Source organism: Sutcliffiella sp. NPDC057660 (genome assembly GCF_042800035.1).
Taxonomy (GTDB): domain Bacteria; phylum Bacillota; class Bacilli; order Bacillales; family Bacillaceae_I; genus Sutcliffiella_A.
Window position 1 is genome coordinate 26,617 of sequence record NZ_JBHVHV010000026.1, and the last position, 13,400, is coordinate 40,016.

The 13,400-nt window shown below is 39.1% G+C and carries 13 protein-coding genes and 1 pseudogene; 13 read left to right on the plus strand and 1 reads right to left on the minus strand.

Annotation, left to right across the window (positions count from 1 at the left end; genetic code table 11):
• The first annotated feature begins 117 nt into the window (after positions 1 to 117).
• Positions 118 to 552, plus strand: a complete 435-nt coding sequence (locus ACFVAD_RS22780) for a GNAT family N-acetyltransferase (protein ID WP_386645878.1) — start codon at positions 118 to 120, stop codon at positions 550 to 552.
• 70 nt (positions 553 to 622) lie between these two features.
• Here the strand turns inward: ACFVAD_RS22780 and ACFVAD_RS22785 are convergent, their stop codons facing one another.
• A complete protein-coding gene (locus tag ACFVAD_RS22785; protein WP_386645782.1) occupies positions 623 to 1,537 on the minus strand; it encodes an iron-hydroxamate ABC transporter substrate-binding protein in 915 nt (304 codons plus the stop codon).
• 208 nt (positions 1,538 to 1,745) lie between these two features.
• Here ACFVAD_RS22785 and lepB point away from each other — a divergent pair, with 208 nt between their 5' ends.
• The 12 genes and pseudogenes from lepB (at position 1,746) to ACFVAD_RS22845 (ending at position 13,247) form a co-directional block, all read left to right on the plus strand.
• Positions 1,746 to 2,363: a signal peptidase I gene (lepB, locus tag ACFVAD_RS22790; RefSeq protein ID WP_386645785.1), complete on the plus strand. Its 618-nt coding sequence runs from the start codon at positions 1,746 to 1,748 to the stop codon at positions 2,361 to 2,363.
• 564 nt (positions 2,364 to 2,927) lie between these two features.
• A complete protein-coding gene (locus tag ACFVAD_RS22795) occupies positions 2,928 to 3,389 on the plus strand; it encodes a DIP1984 family protein (protein WP_386645788.1) in 462 nt (153 codons plus the stop codon).
• A gap of 322 nt (positions 3,390 to 3,711) precedes the next feature.
• Positions 3,712 to 4,383: a Type 1 glutamine amidotransferase-like domain-containing protein gene (locus tag ACFVAD_RS22800; protein ID WP_386645791.1), complete on the plus strand. Its 672-nt coding sequence runs from the start codon at positions 3,712 to 3,714 to the stop codon at positions 4,381 to 4,383.
• Positions 4,384 to 4,386: 3 nt separating this feature from the next.
• Positions 4,387 to 4,851, plus strand: coding sequence for an NUDIX hydrolase (locus ACFVAD_RS22805; protein ID WP_386645793.1), 465 nt, complete (start codon positions 4,387 to 4,389; stop codon positions 4,849 to 4,851).
• A 223-nt stretch (positions 4,852 to 5,074) separates the two neighbouring features.
• Positions 5,075 to 6,052, plus strand: coding sequence for a YncE family protein (locus ACFVAD_RS22810; protein ID WP_386645796.1), 978 nt, complete (start codon positions 5,075 to 5,077; stop codon positions 6,050 to 6,052).
• Positions 6,049 to 6,732 (plus strand): response regulator transcription factor, encoded by a 684-nt coding sequence (locus ACFVAD_RS22815; protein WP_386645799.1) that lies wholly within the window; start codon positions 6,049 to 6,051, stop codon positions 6,730 to 6,732. The genes ACFVAD_RS22810 and ACFVAD_RS22815 overlap by 4 nt, the downstream gene beginning before the upstream one ends.
• Entirely contained in the window at positions 6,729 to 8,114 is a 1,386-nt protein-coding gene (locus tag ACFVAD_RS22820) for a sensor histidine kinase (protein WP_386645802.1), read from the plus strand. The genes ACFVAD_RS22815 and ACFVAD_RS22820 overlap by 4 nt, the downstream gene beginning before the upstream one ends.
• A 73-nt stretch (positions 8,115 to 8,187) precedes the next feature.
• A pseudogene (locus tag ACFVAD_RS22825) lies at positions 8,188 to 9,566 on the plus strand (PepSY-associated TM helix domain-containing protein).
• A gap of 16 nt (positions 9,567 to 9,582) precedes the next feature.
• Positions 9,583 to 10,053: a FixH family protein gene (locus ACFVAD_RS22830; protein WP_386645805.1), complete on the plus strand. Its 471-nt coding sequence runs from the start codon at positions 9,583 to 9,585 to the stop codon at positions 10,051 to 10,053.
• A gap of 243 nt (positions 10,054 to 10,296) precedes the next feature.
• The gene (locus ACFVAD_RS22835; protein ID WP_386645808.1) at positions 10,297 to 11,109 is read left to right on the plus strand and encodes a DUF817 domain-containing protein; all 813 of its coding nucleotides are present in this window, start codon (positions 10,297 to 10,299) and stop codon (positions 11,107 to 11,109) included.
• Between the two features lie 240 nt (positions 11,110 to 11,349).
• Entirely contained in the window at positions 11,350 to 12,477 is a 1,128-nt protein-coding gene (locus ACFVAD_RS22840) for a YibE/F family protein (RefSeq protein WP_386645811.1), read from the plus strand.
• Complete coding sequence (locus tag ACFVAD_RS22845) at positions 12,474 to 13,247, plus strand: YibE/F family protein (protein WP_386645813.1); 774 nt, start codon at positions 12,474 to 12,476, stop codon at positions 13,245 to 13,247. The genes ACFVAD_RS22840 and ACFVAD_RS22845 overlap by 4 nt, the downstream gene beginning before the upstream one ends.
• Positions 13,248 to 13,400: the final 153 nt, after the last annotated feature.

The following is a 13,400-nucleotide window of genomic DNA, read 5'->3' on the forward strand; positions in this document are numbered from 1 at the left end:
GTACATGAAGCACATATTCTTTCGTAACAAATGGGAGTGGGTGTGTCCAAAAGACTACATATTGTATTATAAAGACTTAGGAAGACGAAAGGTGACAGTCAGTTGAACCAAGATAAAATGTCTATCATTTCTTTTGCCCCTAAATATGCAGAAGAAACAGTAAAGATGTGGCGAGATAGTAAGTACAAGGCCATTGGTGTGGAAGAGCCTCATAGTTTTGAGAGTCATATTTACTTTTTAAATCATATCTTACCTAAAGAATTTAACATTGATATAGCGTTAGTGGACGAAAAAGTGGCTGGGATAATTGCCTATAATGACTCACATGTTAGCCAGTTATATATTCATATCGCTTATCAAGGTTTAGGAATTGGGAAAAGATTACTTGAAAAAGCTAAAGAACAATCTGCGGGAAGTTTAACATTATTTACATTTGAAATAAATAGGAAAGCACAACAATTTTACGAGAGGAATGGCTTTGAAATTGTAGGGAGAGGACATGAAAATGAAGAAAATTTGCCGGATATTCTATATGCATGGATGGCTGAATAACTATGAATCAATGTCAAAAACCGAAATTTGAAAGGGACCTTCTTAAATTTAAGAGGTCCCATTTTTTTATCTAATTCTTAAGAAACGACTCTTCGAATATTTCTAAGAGGTACTCGAGAGTGATCGGATCACTGTAAGTGGATGCTTTGCTATTAATTTCGATAACTTGGCCATTTTTTACTGCAGGTATATTCTTCCACGTATCGGTATCCAAGAAGGAGCTATCGCTATCCGGGTTTTTACTTAGGACGATATAGTCACCGGCAAATTCAGGAAGGACTTCGGCAGAGAAGGTGTAGATCCCGGATTCAAGTGCCATTTCCTCTACTTTCTCTGGCATTTTCAGTTCCATTGCCTGATAGATTATTTCTGACCCGCGTGCATAATTGTTTCCAAAAACATAAAACTCTTTATTGCCATTTTCAATCACAGATACGGTTGCGTCTTCGCCAATTTTTGCACGAATTTCTTCGCCAGATGCTTTTGCTCGTACAGTGAAATCATCTACCCAGTCTTTTGCTTCTTTTTCCTTGTTCAATAGTTTTCCAATCTCCACCTGCTGGGTCAAGTAATCCAATTTGCCCCATGTATAAACAACAGTTGGTGCGATATCGCCTAACTTATCAATATTTTTCATCCAGGATCCTACAATGATCAGATCCGGTTCGAGCTCGATAATCTTTTCCAGATTTTCATCCGAAACGACTTCCACGCCCTCCAGTTTCTCTTCAAATAGAGGGTTCATATTCGTCCACTCATCAATTCCCACCACATTGCCGCCTAATGCGAGGACATTTGGGCCGTTGGAAAGGGCGATGATTCTTTTCGGATCTTTCGGAACCTCCACAGGGCCAGTTTCCGATTGATATGTAATGGTTTCCTTTTCCGATTCAGTCGTTTGATTGGCGTCTGCTGCCTCGTTATTCCCACACGCACTAAGAACAAATACAAATAATAGCAGGAACGGTATGTATAGCTTTTTCAAAGAAATTCTCCCCTTTTATAAGTAATAATGATAATCATTTTCAATCTTATCTATAAGAATATTAATCTTAATGAGAATCATTGTCAATGGAATCTTTTCATTATTTTCCCATGAACTATTGGACATTTTTTAAGTTCAGAAAATTGTAATAAATACCTGTAAAATTTATCCTGTTATGTAGTAAAATAATTCCAAGGAGGCGATTTATTTGATTATACGATTCATAGTTCCCGTCTTAGCCATATTGATCTTATTAACTGGATGTTCAGAACAAACTACGGATGTGATTACTGACCAACAGACAGGACTGGAAATGGAACAGGTTTCAAACATCACTTCAGATATGAGAATTATCTATGCTAAGAACGATGAAATGGACCGGGGAAACCATGACTTTTTTGACAAGGAGATAGTGGTGGAGAATAGGTACTATGAAGAAAATCAAATAAAAAGAGGGGATATCGTTTCTTATAAGAAAGATGAAGGTTTTACCCGAATCATTGCCTTGGAAGGGGAAAAAGTCAAAATTTCCAACGCGCAAATTTATATAAACGGAAAACGACTCGATTCCTTCTATGGACGTGGACACCGGTTAGGAATGGACCTAAATGAGTTGAAAAACAAGTTGAAACAAGGTGACTTTGAGGAACCATATATCGAACAGAATGTAAAAAACCAAATAGAATTCCTCGAAAGTATAAATGAAGAAGAGATTATGGTTCCAAAGGGACATGTATATGTAATCGGTGATGATTGGTTCAGGACTGGCATTATGGGCATTTTACCGAAAGAAAATATGACAGGAAAAGTTTTAGGATACAAATAGATTTTTAAAAAAGCGAAATAGAAAGTGGCGTAAGTATGACAATCGAATTTAAAAAGTCTGCATACCTGGAAATTCAGGAAGTAAAATCCTTGTATGATGATGCAAATTGGACCTCCTACACGATTGATACTTAGGATGATGGAAGCAATACTATGCTCTCTTAAAGTAATTACAGCTTGGGATAATGGTAGTTTGATAGGGCTGATCCGAGCGGTTGGGGACGGAAAAATTTTAGTGATGAAAGCGTACTGTAACAGTGGAGTCGGATCTCAACTTCTTTCAATGCTTCTATCAAAGTATTCAGATGACAGACAAAAAGTCCTTTTGACCAATGATTTAGCGGATGTAAGAGCTTTCTGTGAAAGGAATGAATTTTCTTCATGTGATAAAGGGGATTTAGTATCATTCGTGAAATTCGATTAAGCAACAATTTTTTACAATTCTGGTGCTATTTAAGAAGGAATTACTACCCATTTTATTGAAGTTATGTTGAAGTAAAATAGAAGAATTATGCGTAAGGTATTACGGAAAATAGATTAGGTGAGGTACAAAGGAGGGATTTCCATGAAATTAGCAGAGGCACTAATATTGCGTTCAGATTACCAGAAAAGAGTGGAGCAGTTGAAGCATCGTCTGATCCAAAATGTAAGGGTCCAGGAAGGCGACCTACCTAATGAGGAGCCAAAAATGTTAGTGGAGGAATTGACGGAACTCCTGGTAAAGTTGGAGAAGCTGATTCAAGATATAAATAGAACCAATCTACATACCAAGATAGATCAGTCACATTCTTTATCTGACGCATTGACAACGAGGGACATAATTGGCCAGGAAAGGAAGATTTACAGCGAGCTGATAGAGCAGGCGACCGAGCGCCATGACCGGTATTCAAGGTCTGAGATTAAGTATGTGACAATCATCCAAGTAAAGGATACACAAAAGCATGTTGATGAATTATCACAAAAGTACAGGCTGCTTGATGTAAAGATACAGGAGCTCAATTGGAAAACTGATTTAATAGAAAAGTAAAAGCAAGCTGGTAGCGAACACGAAAAGGCGAATACCAAACCTTGCAGCAGGTAAAAGTTGCATCAATGGTAGGGGTTACGGGGTAACCCTTGAGGTTCGAGGCCTCATTTTACAACTTAAACCCCAGTAATGTTACAGAATTACAATGTATTCAAACAACTTACTTCCAGGTATTGATTTTCGTTTCGTGAGGGTGGATAGGGGAAAGTTAAGTTCTGTCTTGTTAGCTGAGGCGTTGATCCAGAAGGATTGATGCCTTTTGTTATTTATTTCTAGATGTAAGTCGGATATATATAATATGGATTAGCAAAGAGGTGATCACATGGGGAAGCTGTTCTTTTATAGTGACCAAGTAAAGGAGTCTCCAGGGAATGTAAGAATGGATGAGTTACTTTTTGCTGGTATGGAGCCAAAAAATATAAAGATAGGCTACATACCATCTACGGAAGACAAGGAAAAAAAGTATTTCCATACAAAGGTACAATATTATCTTGAGTACGGAATCCAGCACTTTATGTTTTTTGACCTTTACAGTGAATTCGATCCATTGAAGATTAAAGAATTGCTCAGTTGTGACATCCTTCATCTTTCGGCAGGAAACCCAATTGATTTTAGAGAGGCAATTAAAAAACGCAAGATGGATAAGGTTTTACGAAATTACTTTGACAAAGGTGGAATCATTGTTGGTGTGAGCGGAGGAGCTGTACAATTAGGAAAGTCTGCGAATTTGTTTCAACTGTTTATAGGTGATTCTATTGAAGATGAAATGGATACATTGAACTTTGTGGATTTTGAGTTTTTACCTCACTACAATCGCTGGAATGACGAATTTAAGCGAGAAGTTCTTTCATACTCTAAAACTGCTGGAACAACTGTTTATGCTGGAAATGACGGAGATGGGCTTATTGTCCATGAGGATGGCACTGTCCAATTGATAGGTGACATTGTCGTGATTAATGACCGCGAAAAATTTCAGAATAATACGGAGGAATAGGAAATGAGTTACGTGATGGATTTAAGAGAATTGGTGGGGCAAAGGCCGTTATTACTACCTGGTTCAGTCGTAATAATTGTAAATGAATATAATCAATTGCTATTGCAGCAAAGGAGAGACGGAAGCTGGGCATTGCCCGGTGGTTTAATGGAGGTAGGTGAAAGCCTGGAAGATACAGCAAGGAGAGAAGTGGAAGAAGAAACAGGTCTCATAGTTGGAGAATTGGAGCTGCTGACTGTTTGTTCTGGACCTGAGTATTATTTAAAATTATCAAACGGAGATGAGTTGTATTCCATAACGGCCGTCTATTTAACATTTGGCGCTAAAGGTAGTCTTCAAATTGATTATACGGAGTCTAAGAATATGCAGTATTTTAATATTAATGATTTGCCTGAGGGATTAAATAGGGCAAACCGCAATTATATCGAACCTTATCTGAAAAAAATGACAACTAAAGGAGCTACATAATCAAATAATGAACTCTAATAAATAGTATATATTTATGAATTGATAAATTTATCACATCCTCTTAACTTTCTTTATCCTCCAAATTAGAGTTATAAGATATGATACTAATAATTTCCCAAAAAGGTGATTCTACTCAAAGGAATCACCTTTTCTGTTCCCTCACACATTTTTCACAATTTTAGAGTAAAATAATGGGTAGTATGCTGGTTGGGAGTGTGACAGTATGAAAAATGTTTTTTTACTAGTAGGGATTATGCTGGTTGCGTTAGTGGCAGGATGCTCCAGGTTTGATATCGAATTGCCTGAAATAGATAGCCCGGAGTCAACTATTTATGTGACTCACTTAAAAGAGAATGCAATTACCGCCTTGGACATTACGAATGGAAGTCAGAAGAAAACAAATTTGCCTTTCAGGTTTTCTTCGATTGTGGAAATAGAACCTGGATATTTATTGGCGTCTGTTAAAGAAGAGGAGCAACTGTTTGAAATAAATATAAAAGATGGTAAAATCACGCCGTTTGTGGACATTGAGCAAGGGGTCATCGAGTTGGTTTATGACCTGGAAAACAGACTAATTTATGCTGCAAATGGAAAGTCGAACAGGATTAGTGTGATAGATATGGAAGAGAAGAAGGCGGTAAAGGAAATAGAGGTTGGGGAATACCCTTCTAAAATGTTCCTGGATGGTGACAGGTTATATGTGCTTACTTCAGGAAGTGGTGAAGTGTATGTTTTGGATACAGCCACATATGAGGTAACGGGTTCCTTTTCAGTGAATGCAAGACCTGAGGGCTTACACTTTGATGGCACCTACATTTGGACAGGCGGTCATGGTGGAGCAGGAGAAATGAATGGAAAGGTATTTGCCTATGACCCGGAAACAGGAAAGGAAATGAAGTCTGTGAATACGGGACTGATGCCTATTCATATCCTGCAAAACTCTCCGGATTCTCCATTATTTGTTCTTAGTCACGGGGATCACAGCTTGACAAAAATTAATGCGGAGACCTATAAAGTGGAAGAGAAAATAGAAGTCTGTGACAATCCAAGCTATATGATTGCGGACAAACAAAGCCTGTATATATCGTGCCTGGATGGCGACGAACTACTAATGGTTAATCAGGATAAGGTAAATATTATGAACAGGTATAAAATTTCTAATGGTCCCTTTCTACTATTCAAAGGAGGCGATGAGGAATGAACAACGCCTTACGGGTATTGGTAGTGGATGATGAAGCGGAAATGAGGGAACTACTTGGGATGTACCTGAGTAAAGAGTTTTATCACGTTCTCTATGCAGAGAATGGAGATGAAGCACTCGATACACTTTATATGAATGAAGTGGATTTGATTATTCTTGATGTCATGATGCCTGAAATGGACGGGTTTACAACTTGTAAAAAAATCCGTGAGAAATATATGATTCCCATCCTGATGCTGACCGCCAAAAGCGAAGAATGGGACAAGGTCAGGGGTCTGAAACTTGGAGCGGATGATTATGTCATGAAGCCATTCAGCCCAAAAGAACTTCTTGCCAGGGTCGAAGCTTTGCTGCGTCGTACCAAGCAAGCATTCTTTGATGTGCTTTCCCATTCAGGCATCACTGTCCAAAAAAGTGCAAGGCAAGTGGAGGTTAGCGGGGAAAGAGTAAACCTCGCTAGAAGGGAATATGATTTATTACTATTTTTAATGGAGCATGAGGGACAGGTATTTTCCAGAGAACAGCTCCATGATGTGATTTGGGGATTGGATACGGAAAAGGGCTCTTATCGAACCGTGGATACACATGTGAAAACCTTGAGGTTCAAATTGAAGGAGGCAGGGGACCATATCAAAACAGTATGGGGTATCGGCTATAAATTTGAGAGGAATGAAGCATGAATCCGCTATCCATCCGCAATAGGATCTGGTTGACCATCATTTCTGTTTCCGTCCTGACCATTCTGCTCGTAGTGGTGGTATCCAATTATCTCTATCAGACCTTATATATCGAGAAACAAACCGATACACTTATAAATCAAGGCCGTCTTCTGGAAGAGGTCTATTATGAAAGCCCGCAGGATGTTTTTTCGGAGCGTTTGGAATGGATTGAACAAAGCTCGGAAACATCGATTATCTTTTCGAATGACCCGATGCAGCTTGCCAGTGGAGCGCCATTCGATTCTTTTGCAGAAGAGAACCTTATTTCCTTTTCGGAAAGACAGAAATTATTAAAAGGGGAAACTCTGATTTTTACGAAATATCATACAGGATTGGATCAGGAGATACGGGCAGTCGTCATTCCGTTGAGAGTTTCTGATGGATTGGACGCCGTCATCTTTCTGTACATGCCACTAACAGCAATCACTGATGCCTTTCATCCAATTAGGAACTTTCTTCTTTTCGGGATGTTACTGATCATTGTGCTCTTAATTCTAATTGGAAGAAAAATGACGAATAGAATCGTGCAGCCAATCAAGCAGATGGAGAGAATTGCAAAAGAAATTGCCCAAGGGGATTTTTCCATCCGGATAGCCATTAGTGGGGAGGATGAAATTGCAAGCCTTGGCAAATCTATTAATGTGATGTCATCCAATCTGGAAGAGGTGGACAGGAACAGACGTGAATTCTTAGGGAATGTATCTCATGAATTGAGAACCCCGATCAGCTATCTGAAAGGGTATGGTGAGGCGCTGGGGGAAGGAATCATTACACTGGAAAAGTACGTCGAAATTACCCGAAAGGAAACCGACAGGATGAATCAGCTTGTACATGATCTGTTGGATCTTGCCCAGCTTGAGGGAGATTCGTATCTGATTAGCAAGGAGCCAATCATATTTTCCGAACTAGTGAAAGATGTGTGGAACCGTTTTGAGTGGAAGCTGAACGAAAAAATTCTCGTAACAGAGTTCAATCTTGATGAAGAGGTCATAGTGAATGGTGATTATGGGCGGTTGGATCAAGTGGTAGATAACCTCTTAAGTAATGCCATAAAGTATACGCCTGTAAAAGGAAAAATAAAAATTTCTGTCCTCCAGGAAAATACTTCAGGAGTTTTGATAATAGAGGATGAAGGAATCGGCATCCCAAAAGAGGATTTGCCGTATATCTTCGAAAGATTTTACCGCGTCGAAAAAGCCCGGACAAGAAAAAGTGGCGGTACAGGCCTCGGGCTTTCTATCGTCCAAAAGATTGTACACAAGCATAATGGGGAAATTATCCTTGATTCACAGCTCGGAAAAGGGACAGTGGTCAAGGTGAAAATTCCTTTGTTCATCTTTTAAATCCTTCATTCTTTCTTCACAATTAACAATCAAACTATAAGCATACAGAGAAAACCGTTGGAGGAGTATGCTTATGGAAGACAAAACAAATCATCAAAAGGGCAAAAATCAGACTAGGACATGCATCTACCAAACCATATGGAGATGGCATTTCTATGCTGGCATCATTTTTGCTCCTTTTTTAATAATCTTGGCATTCAGCGGCGGGGTCTATCTATTCAAGCCGCAAATAGAATCTTATTTATATAAGGATCTTTATTTTGTGGAAGAGACAAAGGAAACAAGCCTTTCTGTCAATGCAGAGCTGGAAAAGGTAAGTGAAGAATTTCCAAACTTAGCTGTAACCAGAGTGTCCATCTTTGATGAGGAAAATAGAAGCACGAAGTTTTCAACCATGCAAGATGGAGAGCCCATTAGTGTCTTTGTAGACCCATATACAGGGAAGGTCCTTGGAGAGATGCAGGTTGAGGAAGAACTGATGACCATTTTTGTGAAATTGCATAGTGAGCTTCTGATAGGAGGGACGATTGCCAATCGGTTGGTGGAGCTGGCTGCATGCAGGCCCTCATCCTGCTGCTCACAGGTTTATATATATGGTGGCCAAGGAACCGTGCCTCCATCTGGGGGACGGTTCTCCCGAGATTAAGAAGCAAGGGAAGAGTTTTCTGGCGGGACATGCATGCAGTCCCGGCATTCTGGCTATCTCTTGGACTCTTGGTTTTGATTCTGACAGGCCTGCCATGGTCCGGCGTAATGGGAGAACAGATCAACAGAGTGGCAACGTCTACCAATACAGGATATCCGGCATTTTCATTCAGTTTTGGTAAAAAGCCTGAATCGGTGACTGTAACAAAGGAGGTAGCAGAGGAAGTGCCATGGGCTGCGGAAAATATTCCGGTACCAGCTTCCGCCAGTAATCAGTATGTTCCCTTGACTTTAAATGAAGTTTCGGCAATTGCAGTAGATAGGGAAGTGCAAAAGCCGTATAACATTTCCATGCCTCAGGGAGAAAAAGGCGTATTCACCATTTCCACCTCCCACACCAAGCCATTTAATAATGCGACTCTGCATGTTGACCAATATAGTGGGGCGGTATTGACGGATGTACGATATGAGGACTATGGGCTGATGGGAAAAGCGATCACGCTAGGTATTGCACTTCATGAAGGAAAATTATTCGGGTTGGCAAATCAACTGCTTGGTTTGATTCTTTGCATCGGCTTAATCGGGATGATGATCAGTTCCCTTATCATGTGGAGAAAAAGGAAGCCGGTAAATGGAAGTGGTGCACCAGGCAAACATGTGGACATCAAAATTAAAAGAACGGTTACCATTATCATGCTACTACTGGGACTTGTCATGCCGCTTGTGGGGATATCCATTATTGCGGTTCTCCTCTTGGATAAATTGGTGTTTACCAAAATAAAAAGATTGAAAGCATGGTTAGGATAAGAAAGGCGTGAGAAAGATGAAAAAATTAGGAGCAGTATTGATTCCGATTCTTTTATTGGTCGGTTGTACGAGTGCACCTGAAGAGAAAACTACTCTTAAAGTGGTAAAGGTGGAAACTGAACTTCCTGCTGACGTACAAATAGAGGAGGAAATCGTCATTCGAACCCATGTTACACAGGGGGACGAAAATGTGGAGGATGCCAAGGAAGTGCAGATCGAGATCTGGAATGTGGAGCAAGGAAAAGAAAACAGTGATCTCATAGATGCAGAACATAATGGTGATGGGGTATACGTAGTGAAGCATTCTTTTGAAAAAAAGGGAATCTATCGGATTCAATCCCATGTAACGGCACGTGACATGCATGTGATGCCCACCAAGCAATTGGTTGTAGGTGACTTCACCCAGGAGGAAATAGACGAAATTCTTGGAAGTGTAGAGAGCGTCGAGGAGGAAAGTGATCACGAAGGCAGTGGCCACCATCACTAATTGATTCTTGGTTGCGGGACAAATAATAATTGATTACGTTACTTACAGATAAAAAAGTCTGTATGTAAAAAAAAGCATTCCTATTTTATGAGGAATGCCTTTTTGTTGATAAATAACATGTTATTTGCAAAAATCAATAATTATTTATTGTTAATCAATAAATAATGTATTATTATGTAATTGACCTTAAGTAAAGACTTATAGAAGAACAATATAGGAATCTCAGAGAGGGTGGGATGAAAAATGGATCATCAGATTGTTTTGAAAAAGGAAAAACAATGGTTCTTAAGAGGAATAACACAGCTCGTCCGCTTCGGTTGGGAACAGGCACTATCCTGTTTGTTTCCTGTTGTTATTTTTGCCTCTTTGGCTATTACACAAATCATTCCGCTGCCCCTGCTGCCTCGCTATGACTGGCTGCTCATCATCTGCCTATTGATGCAGTGGTGGATGGTCCGATCCGGACTTGAAACACGGGATGAACTGAAGGTTATCACCTTGTTTCACCTTATCGGTCTTGCGCTTGAGCTTTTCAAGGTACATATGGGTTCCTGGTCCTATCCTGATGAAGGATATTCCAAAATATACGGTGTGCCTTTGTATAGCGGATTCATGTATGCAAGTGTAGCGAGTTATCTTTGCCAGGCGTGGAGAAGGCTTAATGTCGACCTGGTGAAGTGGCCACCGTTTATTGCGGTTGTTCCTCTTGCTGCTGCGATATATTTGAATTTTTTCTTCCATCATTTTTGGGTGGACATTCGTTGGTGGCTTTCCGCACTTGTTATCATCGTCTTTTGGAAATCATGGGTCATCTACGAGATAAGTGGGACTCGATATCGTATGCCAATCGCACTTTCATTTGTTCTTATCGGATTTTTCATCTGGATCGCGGAAAATATTGCAACTTTCTTCGGGGCATGGGAATATCCAAACCAAACCGAAGCATGGAGTCTCGTTCATCTAGGAAAGGTAAGTTCTTGGCTCTTGTTAGTGATTGTTAGTTTTCTGATAGTTGCTACTTTAAAGCAGGTAAAGAGAAAACTTCCGGTGGAATAGATGATGATCAATGTTACAAAACGTTTCATGTAAAAAGCAGTGCGATTTCAATCATGAACTCCACTGCTTTTTTATTTTTGCATTTCTTCAGTGAAGATTGACTCACCCTTAAAGTTTCAATAGGGAAGAAATGTTGATATATTAATAGGAGTATTCAAAATGCAAAATATGTAGATAGTATTTAGTGAGAAATGGAACTCGACTGTTGATAACTAAAGAGTGGAAGGAACTATATTAAAAGTGAATAAATTCAAAAAAGTGGTGAGCAATCATATTTTCTTGTATGCCTTTTTAGGGGTTTGTTTTATATCTTCGGTTATATTTGTTAACCACAATCATTCATTTTATGACGACCCGATAGTAGAAGTAATTGAAACAAGTCTGAAAGATAAAGAAGAAGTGGTTGATTCCTTTAATAATAAGGATCTTCTAACAACACAGGGGATAATTGCTAAAGTGAAAAACGGTGATCATAAAGGGGAAATCATCCACTTAACAAATAAGTATTCTTTATCCGGGGCTTATGACCAGGAAAACCATGTAGGAAATGAACTGTTTGTTTCCATAGATGCAAACAAAGCAAAAAGTTCACAATTAACTGGAACCATCGCAGGAGTCAAAAGAGATACCCACGTTTTGATTGTGGCATGGATTTTTGTCTTTGTTTTACTTATCGTTGGAAAGAGGCAAGGCTTTTTTTCCATCGTCAGTTTAGCGGTGAATGCAATATTGATATCAGTTGTATTGGACATTTTTATGCATTCGTCAAATGTAAGTTTGTTATTTATATGTGGGATAAGTGTCATATTGTTTACGGTAATATCCTTATTACTGGTGAACGGTTTTAATGAAAAGACATTTGCAGCGATTGTTTCTACGTTACTGGGAACTTTTTTTTCGCTCTTGATTACATTTCTGGTAATGTGGTTGACAAAGGAAAAAGGGCTTCGATATGAAGAAATGCAATTTCTGACCAGTCCTCCTCAGATGGTGTTTATGGCGGGATTATTGATAGGATCATTGGGAGCTGTTATGGATGTAGCCATTACCATGTCCTCTTCCATCTTTGGATTGTATGAAGAAAAGCGCGACATATCAGTAAAAGCACTTCAAGCTTCAGGCATGGAAATAGGGAAAGATATTATGGGGACGATGACAAATATTTTGTTTTTTGCCTATATAAGTGGGTCTATTCCAATGCTTATTTTGTATCTTATGAATGATTTTCCCTTTGGAATAACACTTTCTATCAACCTTTCATTGGAAATGGCCCGTGCCTTGGCCGGCGGAATCGGCATCGTACTAACGATACCGATAGGACTATACATATCTATTTTTTTCGTTAATCGAAAGAGGGCACGATTATGAATGTATTACTCGTACTGGCAGCTATTTTATTCCTATTAATGGTACTCGTTGGTGGAAGAAAAGGAGCACGGTCTTTTATCGCTTTAATACTAAATTTTGGTGTTCTCTTTTTTACTATACTATTTATGACAGATCCCAATGCAGATCCGATCATATTAACTCTGATTGCCTCTGCAGTGATTAGTTGTATTACGTTGTTTTTCATTAATGAAGTGAACCTTAAAACGAAAGCAGCTTTCCTGTCGACGATTATCACGATTGTTATTTTACTATTATTTATCGTCATAGTGGCAGATAAATCCATGATCCAGGGATTTGGTAAAGAAGAAATTGAGGAAATCAGCATGTTCTCCATGTATCTTGGTGTGGATTTTGTGAAAATCGGAGCATCCATGATTATTATGAGCACGATTGGAGCAATCACGGATGTAGCCATAGCCGTTGCCTCTCCCATGCGTGAAATATTTTTTCATAATCCAACCATAAGCCGAAAAGCTTTATTCAACTCTGGGTTAAGTATCGGCAGGGACATCTTGGGCACCAATACGAATACACTATTCTTCGCCTTCTTTGGTGGCTATATCGCTTTATTTTTATGGTTAAAGGAATTATCATATTCAGTCGGAGAAATCGTAAATTCCAAAGTATTTAGTGTGGAAATCATCACCATACTCTGTGCCGGAATCGGTATTGCCCTGATTATACCGATTACTTCGTGGATCACAGCGTATTTTTTAGTTAGAACAAGAGGGAAGAACGAGTCTATTTAATTTGGATAGCGAATGAAAATATAAATGCTACAGAAAGGAGTTTATCTGAAAAATAGGTGAGCTCTTTTTTGTGAAATTCAAGAAAAAAGTCGACAAATTTTGATACCTATAAAGTATAATTGTGGAAGAATTACAAATTTTTATTCTGTCCTA